Here is a 14,664-nt window from a genome sequence, read left to right as displayed (position 1 = left end):
ATGCAGCACCTTGTAAGTAGTCCGAAGAAAGATCTATCTCTAAATCATGCAACTTACATTTAAGCCCTGGTAAGGTTCCTCGCGTATCATCGAATTAAACCACATGCTCCACCGCTTGTGCGGGCCCCCGTCAATTCCTTTGAGTTTCATTCTTGCGAACGTACTCCCCAGGTGGGATACTTATCACTTTCGCTTAGCCACTCAGCCCGAAAGCCGAACAGCTAGTATCCATCGTTTACGGCGTGGACTACCAGGGTATCTAATCCTGTTCGCTCCCCACGCTTTCGTCCATCAGTGTCAATACATTATTAGTGATCTGCCTTCGCAATTGGTATTCTATGTAATATCTATGCATTTCACCGCTACACTACATATTCTAACCACTTCATAATGATTCAAGAAAACCAGTATCAAAGGCAATTCTACAGTTGAGCTGCAGGATTTCACCTCTGACTTAATCTTCCACCTACGGACCCTTTAAACCCAATGATTCCGGATAACGCTTGGATCCTCCGTATTACCGCGGCTGCTGGCACGGAGTTAGCCGATCCTTATTCTTACGGTACCGTCAAGACTCTACACGTAGAGTGGTTTCTTCCCGTATAAAAGCAGTTTACAACCCATAGGGCAGTCTTCCTGCACGCGGCATGGCTGGATCAGGCTTGCGCCCATTGTCCAATATTCCTCACTGCTGCCTCCCGTAGGAGTCTGGTCCGTGTCTCAGTACCAGTGTGGGGGATAACCCTCTCAGGCCCCCTACCTATCGTCGCCATGGGGTGCCGTTACCACTCCATCTAGCTAATAGGACGCATACTCATCTTGTACCGTAACCTTTAATGTTTAAGTCATGCAACTAGAACATACTATGAGGTATTAATCCAAATTTCTCTGGGCTATCCCTCAGTACAAGGCAGATTGTATACGCGTTACGCACCCGTGCGCCGGTCGTCAGCGGTGCAAGCACCCTGTTACCCCTCGACTTGCATGTGTTAGGCCTGCCGCTAGCGTTCATCCTGAGCCAGGATCAAACTCTTCATCGTTAAATTTTAAATATTTTAACAACTAATTAGAATCTCTAGTACTCAAAATGGTTTATTCTCTTAGTCAATAATAACCGTTTCCAATTATTATTTTACGCTGTCAATTCAATATGTTTATGAACTTATTTCTCTTTGTTCCTTAACTCGTTTCCTCGTTAAGCGGGTGCAAATATAAAACCCTTTTTTTAACCTCACAATAGTTTTGATACTTTTTTTGAGAAAAATTTTAAAGCTCTTAAACTCCGCTTTTCTCAACCATACCAACACATCTTATAAGAACTTCGCTACTCATAACGCTCGCTATTTTTGCGGCTGCAAACATACAACCTTTTTTAATTCTACAAACTGTATTTTGATATTTTTTTGAAGTTTTTTTATTTGGTTTGAAAACCAACTATTTAAACCTCGTATCACCACCTTTTTTATGAACTTACCCTAGCAGCTTCGCCGCTAACGGGCTGCAAATATACCACCCTTTTTCTCTACCAAACAAACTTTTTTAAACCTTTTTTTGAATCTTTTTTACCCCAAGCTTATTCTCAATGAGTTAACACTGATTTAAATTACAATCAAGCTTAAACATTCTTTATAGTATATAAATAAATAGATATAATAATGTCTCTACTATACACTATATAAAGTTGATTTCTGCGTTAGGGATAGGAATGACATCCTTTTTATGCTTGCATCCTACTTCTTTATCATATATATGTATAATAAATACCACTTATTACTCTATTACATATAGTAGCATAAAAAGATATAATGGATAGCCCGACCCGAAGTATTGCGAAGGAGAACGCCCAAAACATTCTATATAGATGTGACCCGAACATAATTTAAAGGTCTTATGCAGCGTAAACACACTTAACTAATTATGACTTTTGTAGGATTTAACTATTTTTTTACCGGTTTTTCGGGGTAAAGTCTAGATTAGTTAATATTTTTGAATGAAATTTAAACAAACACATTATGAATTTAGCAGAAATTGATTTTGAAAGTTTTGACTCATCGAAGTTAATGGACTTTATTACAGAATACGGGCTGAAAGTGATCGGAGCGATTCTAATCTGGATTATTGGATCGTGGATTATTAAAAACATCTTGAAGGCATCTCGAAAAATTATGTCGAAAAGTAATTATGAGGAAAGTCTGCAAAGATTTTTATTAAACCTTTTTAGCTGGGGCTTAAAAATCCTTTTAATTATTACCCTTTTAGGAACCCTTGGTGTTCCAACCACTTCTTTTGCTGCCATTATTGCCGCCGCTGGTTTAGCTGTGGGTATGGCTTTACAAGGATCGTTAGGTAATTTTGCCGGAGGGGTTTTAATTATGATTTTTAAACCTTTTAAAATTGGTGATTTAATTGAGGCTCAAGGTGAGATAGGTGTTGTAAAACACATCGAAATTTTCACTACAAAATTAACAGGACTTTCAAACAAAGAAATTATTATTCCGAATGGTGCCTTATCAAACGGAAACATTATTAATTACACTACTGAAGGCACACGTCGTGTTGACTTAGTTATTGGTGTCAGTTATGACTCAGACATTAAACAAACCAAAGAGGTTTTAATGAATGTGTTAACATCACACCCAAAAGTAATTGATACTCCTGCTCCAACTGTTAATGTTTTAGAATTGGCTGATAGCTCTGTAAACTTTGCTGTAAGGCCATGGTGTAACTCTGAAGATTACTGGACCGTTTACTTTGAATGTATGGAAAACATTAAATTAGCTCTTGATGCTGCTGGTATTGAAATTCCTTACCCACATCAAGTAGAAATACACAAAAATGCTTAAGACTTCGGTTTTGGTTTTGTAACCACAAAGTCTTTTAAATAATAAGGCTCAAAATAAGCGACATCTTCGGTGTCGCTTTTTTTGTACTTAGCATCACTTATTGCTCCCATTTCATTTGCCGACGGTAACTTTTCATCAATAAAAACAGCATTAGGATGCTGAATTAAGGTCTTGGTCTTTTCCACACCGTTACCTATAAAGTATACTTTACCCTGATTTAAATATTCCGCGAACGCGTTTTCATCTAAAATTTGGGCTTCAGTTGCTCTTACCTCAGCATAATTAAAATCATAAATTGCCGAATACACTTCCATACGTCTGGCGTCTAGCATCGACACAATAACGCCATCGGTAATTTTTACCTGGCGAGCCAAAGCCTGTAATGTTGGCACAGAGACTAAAGGTTTATCTAAAGCAAAACATAAGCCTTTTGCTGCCGACACCCCAATACGTAAACCAGTATAAGACCCCGGACCTTTACTTATAGCAATAGCATCTAAATCTTTAGCATCAACATTAGCTTCCTTTAAAACTGAATCGATAAATACATGTAAACTTTCGGCATGTGAATAGTTTTTGCTGTTATCTTCTTTTAAAAAGATTGTCTCTCCATCTCTCGATAAAGCTACAGAACAGTTTGTTGTAGCCGTTTCTATGTTAAGTATTAATGCCAATTTTAATTTGTTATTGTTTTTCCCATGTAAAAGTCTAAAACTTTTGTCTTAAAAACAAAATCATACTTCGCATTTATTAATAAATTCTGTGCATTTAAGTATCTTATTCTGGTTTGCTCTAAATCGAAAGCCGTCATATTCCCAAATTTGTAACGTTCTTCGGCATTTTCGAAGGCCAGTTTTTGAGATTCGATAGATTTTTTTGCCGATTCGTAAGCTTTCAATGCTGCTTGAGCATCGGTAAATGCTCTTTGAATATTACCTTCTAAATCTAATTTAGCCTGCTGTAAATCTAATTTAGAGTTTAATTCCTGAATTTGTGATTTAGCTACTGCCGTTTTATTTTGAAACTGTGAAAAAATAGGAATACTTACTCCTAATCTAAACGAATGTGATTTTTGATTATTAAGCTGATTAAAAAATGAGTCTTCATTTTCGGTTAAATTGGAATAAAAAACATTAGACCCAAAACCATAACCAAAACTTACACTTGGCCAATACCCTGCTTTATTAATTTCGGTACCCAGCTCGGCTACTTCTATATTTTTTTCTGCCAGTTTAATTTCATTTCTATTACCATAAGCATATTCTAAAATAGAATCGACATCGTTGTAAAACAAAGCTAAATAAGATGAATCAATATTTATTATTTCAACTTGAAATCCTTTATATGGAATTTGAAGCAATTGCGACAATGTTAGCAAGGACAAATTATAATTGTTTTCGGCAGTTGTTAAACTCTGCTCATCTGAAGCCAAAGTAGCTTCGGCATCAAAAATATTGGCTCTGGGCTGAACACCCGCATCTACAAAACTTTTAACCTGCTCTAATTGGCTTTTAGAAAATTCAATTTGCGTCTTTGCAATCTCTAAATTTTCCTTATTAAATAACACATTTAAATAAGCATTAGCTACATTTAGCGAAATATCATCTTTTAATTGCTGCAATTGCAATTCACTCGCCTCTTGCGACAGTAACGACTGTTTATAAATATTTGTATTGCGAAAACCGTTAAATATATTTTGCGAAACCTGTATTCCAACATTAGTTTGGTGAGATGTACGATTAACAAACTGCCCTTGAAATAATTCTTGATTACCAAAACCCATAGACTGGCTAGTACTTGCTCCTAAAGAAGGTAACAAATTACCTTTTGCAGCTATTACATTTTGTTCGCTTGTTAAAATAGAATTATTAGACTTTTGTACACTAATATTATTCTCTAAAGCATAATCTATACACTCCTGTAAGCTCCATGTTTTTTGTTGCGCAAAAGCAGACGCCACTCCAAAAAGCAGTGTTAAAATTATATAGTTCTTTAATTTAAACATAATCAATTTATCTTTTAGTGTCTAGGACCTCTGCCTTCTTCCTTTTCATCTTCCGAAGCCTTGTTCCAGACTTTAACTTTATCTCCTTCTTTTAAACCTTCTGTAATTTCAACATTAATACCATCTGAAATTCCTAACTCCACATCTACGTTTTTGTATTTACCTTCTTCTTCTAATATTTCAACAAAAGGTTTTTCGGTTATTCGGTTATACTGAAGTAATGCTTCTCGGATTGCAAATACACTATCTTTACTTTCAATGTCTATTTCTGCATTGGCACTATATCCGGCTCTTACATTTATACCTTCATCGATTGTTACGTTAGCTTTAATGGTAAATTGAACAGCACCATTCTCTTCAATCCCTTTAGGTGCTATGAAAATTAATGTTGCAGGAAAATCCTTATCTTTTATAGCTCCTAACACTACCTTTATTTCCTTACCTTCTGAAATTTTACCAACTTCAGCCTCATCAACCTTACCTTCAAATATCATTTGGCTCATGTCGGCAACTGTTGCAATGGTTGTTCCATCATTGAAGTTATTACTTTCAATCACCTGATCTCCTTCACGCACCGGAATCTCTAAAATAGTCCCTGATATTTGCGCAATAATATTGGTATTGGCCGATGCTCCTCCCGAAATAGACCCTCTTTTTATTATTTGATAATTATTTTGTGCCTGTCGTAACGTTTCCTTTGCCTGATTAAACGACAACTCACTATTTTCAAAATCCTGCTGAGCAATCACACCTTTTTCAAAAAGCGATTTATTTCTGTTATATAAGGTTTCTGCATTGTTAAAAGCCAATTGTGCTGTTTTTATCTGACTGTTGGCACTTACCAAACTTTGCTCGTTAGGTACTACCCGAATTTTAGCGATTAAATCTCCTTTTTCTACCTTATCACCTTCCTCCACCAGAATTTCATCGATAATTCCTGAAATTTGTGGCTTCAATTCAATTTCTTCTTCCGGATTTAATTTTCCTGTGGCCACGGCCTGCGTATTAATAGATGTGTAAAAAGGTTCCTCTACCTTAAAATCTTCAATAGCTTTGGAGTTGGCATCTTTAAAATATTTTAAAACCACCAATAGTAAAATTAAACCAACAATTCCAATTATAATTTTTACTGTTTTACTCATGTTCTTTTTTTGATTGTTACTCTTCTCTTAATGCTTCTATGGGTTTTATACTGGTAGCTTTAAAGGCAGGAATAAGCCCTATTAAAGTTCCCAGAATAACTAATATGACTAATGCTATAAACACAACAGCGATAGATACAGAGGCATTTACCAATGCTGCATCCTCTCCTTGTCCGAACAAATGGTCTAATAAAATTAAAATCCATCCTCCGGAAATAATTCCTAAAATTCCTGCGATTAAGGTTATAAAAACTGCTTCAACAACAATTTGCCTCTTAATTTCAAAAGGTGTCGCCCCCAAAGCTCTTCTAACCCCAATCTCTTTGGTACGCTCTCTAACGGTAATTAATAAAATATTTCCGATAGCGAAAACTCCCGCGATAAGTGTTGCTATACCAACAAACCATGTTAAAAATTGCATTCCGGTTAAAAACCCGGTAAACTTGGCAAATTCTTTACCTAGATTAAAACTTCCGAAAGCTCGATTATCATCGGGGTGAATGCTATTTAAATTTTTCAGTAAGAGTTTTGTATCAAGCTCTATTTGCTTGATATTGAATCCTGACTTACCAGTAATCATTAACCAGCCAATGCGGTCGCCTTGATTGTATATTTGTTGATAGGTAGTAAAAGGAATATGCATATCCTGAGTAGGACCCATTCTAATATCTCCAACATCGAAAACACCAATAACTTTAAAATTGATACCGTTCAATTCAACATATTCACCTATAGCATTTTCATCCTTTTCAAAAAGTTGTTTATAAACATCATCTGAAATTGCTACTACTTTTTTATTATCCTTAATATCATTTTCGTTAATAAAACGCCCATTAAGCAAATCTTTCTTTTGAAGCTTATCTAATAACGGATAATCACCCGCCATACTAAAACTACCTGTTTGAAAATTTCGAGTTGCCGATACCTGTTGTTGATTACGAGGCAAAACAAATTCAATACCATCTATGTTCTCCTCTATTTTTTTTGCGTCAGTTAAAGACAATTGCACACTCTTACCTTCTTGAAACCCCTTAAATGGTTTACTTGTTTTTTGTCCCCAGATAAAAACACTATTAGTTGCAAAATCCCCAAATAATCGATTAAAAGAATTTTCCAAACCTCTAGCCGAGCCTAACAAGCCAATAAGTAACAATATACCCCACCAAACACCAACCATAGTCAATACAGAGCGAAGTTTATTTTTATTTAAACTATCTAAAACTTCTTGCCAAGTATCTCTGTCGAATAAAAATCTAAACATATTAATCGTTTCTTAAAGCTACAATTGGTTTTATTTGAGATGCTTTTTTTGCTGGGACATACCCAGCAATACCACCGGCAATAATTAAGGTAATTGTTGCACCAAACACTAAGCTATTGCTAACACCTGGATCTTTTATAAAGTAAGCCTCTAAACTAGGGCCTGCCAATTCTAATACACCAATACCTACCAATAATCCTACATAGCCAGCAATAGCGGTAATTAAAATAGATTCTATTAAAATTATAGAAACTATAGATCGAGGTGAAGCACCTAATGCTTTACGAATTCCAATTTCCTTAGTACGTTCCTTAACTATAAAAATCATAATATTACTAATCCCCACTACACCTGCGACCAATGTACCAAAACCAATAACCAAAATAATTACCGTTAAACTAAAGGTCATCATATCTACTCTTTTAGAGCTTTCGGCAAGATTAAAAATTCGGATGGCTCGTTGATCTGAAGTAGCTACTGAAAACCGCTTTTTTAATTCCCGTGTTAAATCGTTTCCGAAAGCCAAGGCCTGGTCATAATTTAATTCGGGATTATAAGACAAATTTATCTGGTCGATATAGTCATTATTACCATAGACTTGTTGTGCTGTAGAAATAGGCATATAAATTAATCGCTCTTCATTATCTCCTCCATCATCGGTAAAAACCCCCACCACTTTATAAGGAATACCACTTAAATTAATGTATTTTCCCATAGCCGTGGTTTTAGAAAACAAATCTTCTTCAACCAAACGACCTATTATTACCACTTTTGTAAGATTGTTTAAATCGTTTTGATTAATATATCTTCCTTCTCTAATTTTAGTTTTTTCCAAAAACTGATGGTCTGGGTGAACAGCCCTAACACTATAACTATTTTTCTCACTTCTATAGGATGCATTTACATTTCGATATATACGACCAGTAATGAATTCAACTTTTTCACCAAATTCGTCCTTAATAAAATCGAAATCTTCGTTTTTGAATTGAATTTTTCTTCCAGCTTGAAGTCCCTTATTTGCCTGAGTTGTCGTACCTGAATTGATAAAAATTACATTTGTAGCATCATCACCAAAAGCTTCTTTAAATGTGTTTTTTAAACCATTGGCAATACCAAAAAGAATGGCAAATAGTAAAATAGCAAATGCGACAGTAAACCCAGAAAGTAGACTTCGGGTTCTGTTTTTATTTATACTTTGAAATATTTCTCTCCAAAGATCTAAATCAAACATACTGCTCGGCTCTTACTTGATCGACTTTAGTATCTTCCATAATGACGCCATCTCTTAAACGAATAATACGCTTACACATATTGGCGATATCTTCTTCATGGGTTACCATTAAAATAGTTTTTCCTTCATCATTTAACTGCTGAATGAATGCCATAATTTCGTGAGATGTTTTGGTATCGAGCGCTCCCGTTGGCTCATCGGCCAGTAATAATTTAGGATTTGCAGCTAATGCACGGGCAATCGCCACACGTTGTTTTTGCCCTCCGGAAAGTTCCTTGGGTAAATGATGAGACCATTCGGCTAATCCAACCTTTCCCAAATGAAACAAGGCCAGCTCTAAACGTTCCTTTCTTTTCATCCCTTGGTAGTATAGAGGTAGTGCTACATTTTCAAGGGCCGTTTTATAATTAATGAGATTGAAGGATTGAAAAATGAAGCCTAGAAATTTATTTCGGTAAACAGCTGCCTTCTTTTCGGTAAGATCTTTAATGGTTAAACCATCCAGAATATAATCACCAGAATCTGCTTCATCAAGCATTCCAATAATATTTAACAAGGTAGACTTACCTGAACCTGAAGACCCCATTATAGCCACCATTTCGCCTTCTTCAACCGATAAATCGATACCTTTTAATACGTGTAAACTGGAGTCACCTATAGGATAGGATTTGTGCAATTCATGAATTTGTAACATATACTAAGAAAGTTTGATTACTTAGGGTCGTTTGGAAGTTAGACTCACTAAGCAAGAATATGTTACAAAATAGTTTAAAAAATTTAGACTTTATTTTTTTGAGGTGTTAAATTTCTTATAAATAAGATAGCCGATACCTCCCACTAATATGTAAGGCAGGGCCATTAAATATACAATCCCATCATTTATTCCCTGCGCCGCAGATTGCCCTTCTTCACTTTCTAAAACGGCACGACACATAGCACACTGCGCATTGGTTTCTAAAAAAGAAACTAATGTAAAAACACTGAATATAATTTTATATTTTACTGAATTATGCATAATATGGAGAAATCATAATGTAAACTACAACACCGGTAATAGCTACGTACAACCATAAAGGAAATGTAATTTTTGCTATTTTCTTATGCTTTTCAATATTATTGGTAATCCCTCGTACGTAAGTAATAAGCACAAACGGTATTACTATAATGGACATTAAAATATGCGTTATTAAAACAAAATAATACATATACTTTAATACGCCTTCTCCTCCAAATTTGGTAGAATCGCTCGTCATATGATAAGCCACATACATCACTAAGAATAGTAAGGATAAAATAATAGCAAACTTCATTAGTTGTTCATGCAATTTAATTTTTCCATTTTGCACTGCTATAAAAGCTAATACCAAAACCAAGGCCGTAATCGCATTAATCGTTGCATAAATTGGAGGTAAAAATACGGGAAGCGTAGCATCGATTTTAACACCAAATAAAACAGCAACCACTACCGGGATAACCACCGATAAAACAACAATTAACTTATTATACTTTTTATCGTCTATAATTTGTTCTGAATTATTCATCAAGTAATTTTTTAATATCTTCTTTTAATGCCGTGATTTCCTGAGGTGCCCCATCTTCATCTAATTGCTCTTCTTCTGAAGCTATTCCTCTGTAATATATAATTGGATTTCCGTAATCGTCTTTTCTAGATCTTATAAATCCGTTTTTATCAATTAATGCAAAGTTACCAGAATGTTCGAAACCACCAGCTGCATTTTCATCTTCGGCTGAATATAAATTAAACCCTTCATTAGACAATTTATAAATCGCATCGCGATCACCAGTCATTAAATGCCAGTGAGGGTTTGTAACACCATACTGAGTTGCATACTCCTTTAACACTTCTACCGTATCATAAGCAGGGTTTATAGTGAATGATGCTACTCCAAAGTTTTCAAAATCTTTAAATGTATTTTGAATTTGAACCAGATTTTTACTCATTCTTGGACAAATGGTTGGACACGTTGTAAAAAAGAATTCTACCACGTACACCTTACCTACGTAATCTTCATTGGTTACAGTTTTTCCATTTTGGTCGGTAAATGAAAATACCGGTACTTTTTTAGGCACACCATCAACTTCAATAAAAGCTAAATCGGATGTATGGTCTCTATTTTCATTTGCAAAATCGCTTCTACTTTCATCACGAACCACGTCGTTATTTTGAATGCGATCTATAATCTTTGGTATAAATAAAATACCAAACAACAGAATGATAAATCCAATACCTATGTATGAATAATTATTCTTCTTCATAACTGTTTTTTAAATCGTTCTCTCTTCGGCTTGACGAATCGAATTCGCCTTTACGCTTCTGTCTGTACTCGGTAAACAAGATACGCAAATCGTCGCTCATCTTATTTTTAATTTCAGCAACTTCAATCGTGTTGTATGCATACAAACCATAAACCGGATTATTCTTTTCTTTCTCACGGTCTTCTCTATCGTCGAATCGCCCTCGTTGGTATAAGTCTTTATCGATGATAAAAATTTTATTGGTTTCTAATCTCGCCCCTAAAGCTTCTTCACTTTTTAAACTTGCATACACTTTTTCAATTTGTTCAGGTGTACCATAAACAAAATGCCAGAATTTTAAGTCTTCATAAGTAAAGACTTCTTCCTTTAATTTTTCAACAGATTGTTCTGTTCCGTTAGGTACAACCAACACAATTTGAAACTTTTTAAAGCCTTTAAATTTATCGTAAACCAACTCCTTTAAATTTGAAGCTTCAACCGCATTATCCATTGGATTGATTCCTAAAAACCCTAAAACTGTAATGTGGTCTTTTAAAAGAATATCGCCATCTTCTTCGGATGTAAATCCATCGATATCTATTACCGATGTATTCACAATATCCAGCGGCGTGTAGTTATGTGTTGCCGGATATAAAAACAATAGAAAGGTTACAGGCAGAAAGAATAAAACTGCTAAAACGACGTATCTACTTATTTTCTTGTAATTCATTAAATACCTGTTGTGTATTGCGGTGCAAAAATAAAAAAAGGCGGTTTAATAACCGCCTTTATATTTCTATTTAACTAAATTATAATAGTTAAAAATCTGATTTTATATATCCTTTATCGTAAACGTTAAATACATATCCACCTTCTTGTAATAAGATGAAGGTTAAATAAAGAATTAAGAAAATGGTTGTCCAAACAACAGCGCGTCTTAATCCTTTGGTTTCATCACGCATGTGCATGAAGTCCCATGTAATATAATATGCTTTTACGATGGTTAAAATGATGAATATCCAGTTAAGTAATTTCATACCTAACACCTTTGCCATTAAAGCTTCTGGCTTGTAAATACCTAAAATAACTTCAATTGCAGTAACAATAGATAAGAAAATTAAAACACCCCAAATTTTTTGAGTATTGGATTTAAACTTTACTAATCCTCTAAATATTTCTAATTTATGATCTTGTGCCATTTTAATGCTATTTTTAATATTAAACTAGGTAGAAGAATGTAAATACAAATACCCAAACTAAATCGACAAAGTGCCAATATAATCCAACTTTCTCAACCATCTCGTAACTCTTACGTTTTTCGTAAGTCCCCAAAACAACATTAAAGAAAATAATGATGTTAAGAACAACTCCAGAGAACACGTGGAATCCGTGGAAACCGGTTATAAAGAAGAAGAAATCTGCGAACAATGGCGAACCGTATTCATTGTGCTGTAAGTTAGCACCTTCTACCACTAATTTTCCGTTAGTTTTTAATTGGTTTAAAGACTCAGCTCTTGATAAAACCGTTTTCTGACCATCTTCAGTTAGTTCCTGAGTTCTAATTAAAAGGTTATCGTTAGCCTCGAAGCTGTGAATAACGTCTTCTACAGTATAGCTTGGTAAACTACCTTCACCTACGAACCATAATCCGTTTTTACGTTCTTGCTGAACACGATCGTGCTCACCTGCAACTACAAAATCTTTTAATGCCACACGGTGACCTTCAGCATCTACAAATTGTAAAATGTTACCACCTTTAGTTTCTACTGCTCCAAAATCTCCTTTAATGAATGTCGCCCACTCCCATGCTTGAGAACCTACGAAGATTAAACCACCTATAATGGTTAAGAACATATATAAAGTAACTTTCGCTTTATTTAAGTGATGTCCTGCATCTACAGCTAAAACCATAGTTACAGACGACATGATAAGCACAAAAGTCATAAATGCCACATAAATCATTGGCAACTCTTGCCCGTGTAAAAACGGCACGTGAGTAAATACTTCGTCGGCTATTGGCCACGCATCAATAAATTTAAATCTTGAAAACCCATAGGCCGCTAAAAAACCTGAAAATGTTAAGGCATCAGAAACGATGAAAAACCACATCATCATCTTACCGTAACTTGCCTTAAGTGGCTCATTACCACCACCCCAAGTTTTACCTTCTGTCTCAGTAGTTACAACTGTAGTACTCATATATGTTGGTTATTATTTTAAAATTTGGACAAAAATAAGTATTTTATTCATGTAATAAAACATCAAACTTAATTTTTAAGTGCTTAAATGCCGATGTTTACCGATGTTTACAACGATTTTATAAAAAAGTGAATTATTTTATCTTACGAAATATAAAAAGAGAAATAGATATACCCACAGTATATCAACAAAATGCCAAAATGTTGCAGCAAGCTCAAAGCCAAGCATATTGCTAGATGAATACTTCTGTTTAAAATGATTATAAATTACCACCAATAAACAAATTAACCCAGCCACAACGTGCAATATGTGCATTACCGCAATAACATAAACGTAAGACATGGTTACATTACTGGTTGGCCCTGTAAAGTTATACCCTAATTCTATGATTTGCTGAAAACCTGCAAACTGGTTGTAAATAAAAACCACACCTAACACTAACGTTACCACTAACCAAAGCATGGTACCAGTCCTGTTATCCTTTTTTAAAGCTTGCTTTGCCAAAAAGAAAGAAACACTACTGGCAACAATTACAACGGTACTTATTATAAAAGCATTTGGTAATTGAAAGTCTTTTAACCAATCTGGTCGTGAACTACTCACAATAAAAGCACTCGTCCAGCCTGCAAACGACATCACTAAGGAAATGATACCAAACCACAGCATCATTTTTTTAGCTCTTCCTGTTTTTTCTTCTCTTGTACCCTGTGTTAAATCCATGGTCTATCTAATAAATTTATCAATTACGTATACAATTTGTATTAGCGATATATACGATACGCTAACCAGCATCAATTGTCTGGCTGCCTTTTCAGTCATTATTTTGAATAATCGGAAGGCATAATACAACATCCATACCCCTAATAAGAATACAATTACAGCCGATACAATACTCAACTCTAATTTTCCGGTAAAACCAAATACTGGAATAATAGACACTAAAATAGTCCAGATGGTATACATTATAATTTGTACCGCAGTACCTTTATCCTGCTTTCCTGTTGGTAGCATAAAAAAGCCTCCTTTTTTATAATCCTCATATAAAAACCAGCCTATGGCCCAAAAATGCGGGAATTGCCAGAAAAACTGAAGCGCAAATAAGGTTCCCGGTTCAATACCAAAATCGTCTGTCGCTGCCACCCATCCTAACATAAATGGAATCGCCCCTGGAATCGCTCCAACAAATACTGCTAATGGGGTTTTAGTTTTTAACGGTGTATATACACAAGTGTATAGAAAAATAGATATCGCCCCAAACATGGCTGTTTGCTTGTTTATAGCATACAGAATAATGATACCTAATAACGTAAATACACAGGCAATAATAAATGCAGTTGTTACAGACATACGCCCTGAAGGAATCGGTCTGTTTTTGGTTCGATTCATTAAAGCATCTAAATCTTTCTCTATAATCTGATTAAAGGCATTCGATGCTCCCACCATAAAATACCCACCTAAAGCCAGTAGGATAAGTGTTTTATAATTTACCGTATCAACCCCTAATAAATACCCGGCAAGTGATGAAAACACCACGCTTAATGCTAAGCGCATTTTCGTGATTTCTTTAAAATCTGAAATAACCGAAGGGGCTGTTAATGAAGTTTTTGAGTTACTCAATGTTCTTTTTACTCGATAATCGAGATTTTAATACTCCGAAGTTTAGCTCGAAATTAAACCATTCTCTCTTAAGCTTTATAAGCACTCTTTTATGAGTTTCACTTACACGC

At 35.0% G+C, this 14,664-nt stretch carries 15 protein-coding genes and 1 rRNA gene (1 of these 16 running past the window's edge); 1 reads left to right on the top strand and 15 read right to left on the bottom strand.

Annotated features, from left to right (window positions below):
• A 16S ribosomal RNA gene (locus RBH94_RS07425) occupies positions 1 to 1,040 on the bottom strand (it extends 478 nt beyond the left edge of the window).
• 972 nt (positions 1,041 to 2,012) lie between these two features.
• On the opposite strand from RBH94_RS07425, the gene RBH94_RS07420 reads away from it, so the two are divergent.
• Positions 2,013 to 2,843: a mechanosensitive ion channel family protein gene (locus tag RBH94_RS07420; RefSeq protein WP_307883039.1), complete on the top strand. Its 831-nt coding sequence runs from the start codon at positions 2,013 to 2,015 to the stop codon at positions 2,841 to 2,843.
• Here the strand turns inward: RBH94_RS07420 and tsaB are convergent.
• The 14 genes from tsaB to cyoE all read right to left on the bottom strand — a co-directional run bounded on the left by tsaB (position 2,840) and on the right by cyoE (position 14,554).
• On the bottom strand, positions 2,840 to 3,517 hold the full coding sequence (gene tsaB, locus RBH94_RS07415; RefSeq protein WP_307883038.1) for a tRNA (adenosine(37)-N6)-threonylcarbamoyltransferase complex dimerization subunit type 1 TsaB: 678 nt from the start codon (positions 3,515 to 3,517) through the stop codon (positions 2,840 to 2,842). The two genes, RBH94_RS07420 and tsaB, sit on opposite strands and share 4 nt — an antisense overlap.
• Before the next feature lie 2 nt (positions 3,518 to 3,519).
• Positions 3,520 to 4,848 carry a TolC family protein gene (locus tag RBH94_RS07410; protein ID WP_307883037.1) on the bottom strand — a complete coding sequence of 443 codons (1,329 nt, stop codon included), beginning with the start codon at positions 4,846 to 4,848 and terminating at the stop codon, positions 3,520 to 3,522.
• 14 nt (positions 4,849 to 4,862) lie between these two features.
• The gene (locus RBH94_RS07405; protein ID WP_307883036.1) at positions 4,863 to 5,990 is read right to left on the bottom strand and encodes an efflux RND transporter periplasmic adaptor subunit; all 1,128 of its coding nucleotides are present in this window, start codon (positions 5,988 to 5,990) and stop codon (positions 4,863 to 4,865) included.
• A gap of 16 nt (positions 5,991 to 6,006) precedes the next feature.
• On the bottom strand, positions 6,007 to 7,251 hold the full coding sequence (locus RBH94_RS07400; RefSeq protein ID WP_307883035.1) for an ABC transporter permease: 1,245 nt from the start codon (positions 7,249 to 7,251) through the stop codon (positions 6,007 to 6,009).
• 1 nt (position 7,252) lies between these two features.
• Positions 7,253 to 8,482: an ABC transporter permease gene (locus RBH94_RS07395; protein WP_307883034.1), complete on the bottom strand. Its 1,230-nt coding sequence runs from the start codon at positions 8,480 to 8,482 to the stop codon at positions 7,253 to 7,255.
• A complete protein-coding gene (locus RBH94_RS07390) occupies positions 8,475 to 9,176 on the bottom strand; it encodes an ABC transporter ATP-binding protein (protein WP_307883033.1) in 702 nt (233 codons plus the stop codon). The genes RBH94_RS07395 and RBH94_RS07390 overlap by 8 nt, the downstream gene beginning before the upstream one ends.
• Positions 9,177 to 9,266: 90 nt before the next feature.
• A complete protein-coding gene (locus RBH94_RS07385) occupies positions 9,267 to 9,497 on the bottom strand; it encodes a hypothetical protein (protein WP_307883032.1) in 231 nt (76 codons plus the stop codon).
• Entirely contained in the window at positions 9,490 to 10,023 is a 534-nt protein-coding gene (locus RBH94_RS07380; protein WP_307883031.1) for a DUF420 domain-containing protein, read from the bottom strand. Before RBH94_RS07380 ends, RBH94_RS07385 begins: the two co-directional genes overlap by 8 nt.
• Positions 10,016 to 10,759 carry an SCO family protein gene (locus RBH94_RS07375; protein ID WP_307883030.1) on the bottom strand — a complete coding sequence of 248 codons (744 nt, stop codon included), beginning with the start codon at positions 10,757 to 10,759 and terminating at the stop codon, positions 10,016 to 10,018. The genes RBH94_RS07380 and RBH94_RS07375 overlap by 8 nt, the downstream gene beginning before the upstream one ends.
• Positions 10,746 to 11,468 carry a hypothetical protein gene (locus RBH94_RS07370; protein ID WP_307883029.1) on the bottom strand — a complete coding sequence of 241 codons (723 nt, stop codon included), beginning with the start codon at positions 11,466 to 11,468 and terminating at the stop codon, positions 10,746 to 10,748. The genes RBH94_RS07375 and RBH94_RS07370 overlap by 14 nt, the downstream gene beginning before the upstream one ends.
• Before the next feature lie 88 nt (positions 11,469 to 11,556).
• Positions 11,557 to 11,937: a cytochrome C oxidase subunit IV family protein gene (locus RBH94_RS07365; protein WP_188224136.1), complete on the bottom strand. Its 381-nt coding sequence runs from the start codon at positions 11,935 to 11,937 to the stop codon at positions 11,557 to 11,559.
• A gap of 19 nt (positions 11,938 to 11,956) precedes the next feature.
• The gene (locus RBH94_RS07360; RefSeq protein ID WP_307883028.1) at positions 11,957 to 12,937 is read right to left on the bottom strand and encodes a cytochrome c oxidase subunit 3; all 981 of its coding nucleotides are present in this window, start codon (positions 12,935 to 12,937) and stop codon (positions 11,957 to 11,959) included.
• Between the two features lie 138 nt (positions 12,938 to 13,075).
• The gene (locus tag RBH94_RS07355) at positions 13,076 to 13,657 is read right to left on the bottom strand and encodes a cytochrome c oxidase subunit 3 (RefSeq protein ID WP_307883027.1); all 582 of its coding nucleotides are present in this window, start codon (positions 13,655 to 13,657) and stop codon (positions 13,076 to 13,078) included.
• A 3-nt stretch (positions 13,658 to 13,660) separates the two neighbouring features.
• Positions 13,661 to 14,554, bottom strand: a complete 894-nt coding sequence (gene cyoE, locus RBH94_RS07350) for a heme o synthase (protein ID WP_307883026.1) — start codon at positions 14,552 to 14,554, stop codon at positions 13,661 to 13,663.
• Positions 14,555 to 14,664 lie beyond the last annotated feature (110 nt).

The organism is Aestuariibaculum sp. YM273, from assembly GCF_030908365.1.
In the GTDB taxonomy this organism is placed as follows: domain Bacteria; phylum Bacteroidota; class Bacteroidia; order Flavobacteriales; family Flavobacteriaceae; genus Aestuariibaculum; species Aestuariibaculum marinum.
This window is presented reverse-complemented; position numbering and strand designations above follow the sequence as displayed.

What these genes read in the sequence shown, in the direction of transcription:
- RBH94_RS07420 (WP_307883039.1), top strand. Translation starts at nt 2,013, where the DNA reads ATGAATTTAGCAGAAATTGATTTTGAAAGTTTTGACTCATCGAAGTTA.
- RBH94_RS07380 (WP_307883031.1), bottom strand. Translation starts at nt 10,023, where the DNA reads ATGAATAATTCAGAACAAATTATAGACGATAAAAAGTATAATAAGTTA.
- RBH94_RS07365 (WP_188224136.1), bottom strand. Translation starts at nt 11,937, where the DNA reads ATGGCACAAGATCATAAATTAGAAATATTTAGAGGATTAGTAAAGTTT.
- RBH94_RS07385 (WP_307883032.1), bottom strand. Translation starts at nt 9,497, where the DNA reads ATGCATAATTCAGTAAAATATAAAATTATATTCAGTGTTTTTACATTA.
- RBH94_RS07355 (WP_307883027.1), bottom strand. Translation starts at nt 13,657, where the DNA reads ATGGATTTAACACAGGGTACAAGAGAAGAAAAAACAGGAAGAGCTAAA.
- RBH94_RS07375 (WP_307883030.1), bottom strand. Translation starts at nt 10,759, where the DNA reads ATGAAGAAGAATAATTATTCATACATAGGTATTGGATTTATCATTCTG.
- RBH94_RS07400 (WP_307883035.1), bottom strand. Translation starts at nt 7,251, where the DNA reads ATGTTTAGATTTTTATTCGACAGAGATACTTGGCAAGAAGTTTTAGAT.
- RBH94_RS07390 (WP_307883033.1), bottom strand. Translation starts at nt 9,176, where the DNA reads ATGTTACAAATTCATGAATTGCACAAATCCTATCCTATAGGTGACTCC.
- RBH94_RS07370 (WP_307883029.1), bottom strand. Translation starts at nt 11,468, where the DNA reads ATGAATTACAAGAAAATAAGTAGATACGTCGTTTTAGCAGTTTTATTC.
- RBH94_RS07405 (WP_307883036.1), bottom strand. Translation starts at nt 5,990, where the DNA reads ATGAGTAAAACAGTAAAAATTATAATTGGAATTGTTGGTTTAATTTTA.
- RBH94_RS07360 (WP_307883028.1), bottom strand. Translation starts at nt 12,937, where the DNA reads ATGAGTACTACAGTTGTAACTACTGAGACAGAAGGTAAAACTTGGGGT.
- RBH94_RS07395 (WP_307883034.1), bottom strand. Translation starts at nt 8,482, where the DNA reads ATGTTTGATTTAGATCTTTGGAGAGAAATATTTCAAAGTATAAATAAA.
- RBH94_RS07410 (WP_307883037.1), bottom strand. Translation starts at nt 4,848, where the DNA reads ATGTTTAAATTAAAGAACTATATAATTTTAACACTGCTTTTTGGAGTG.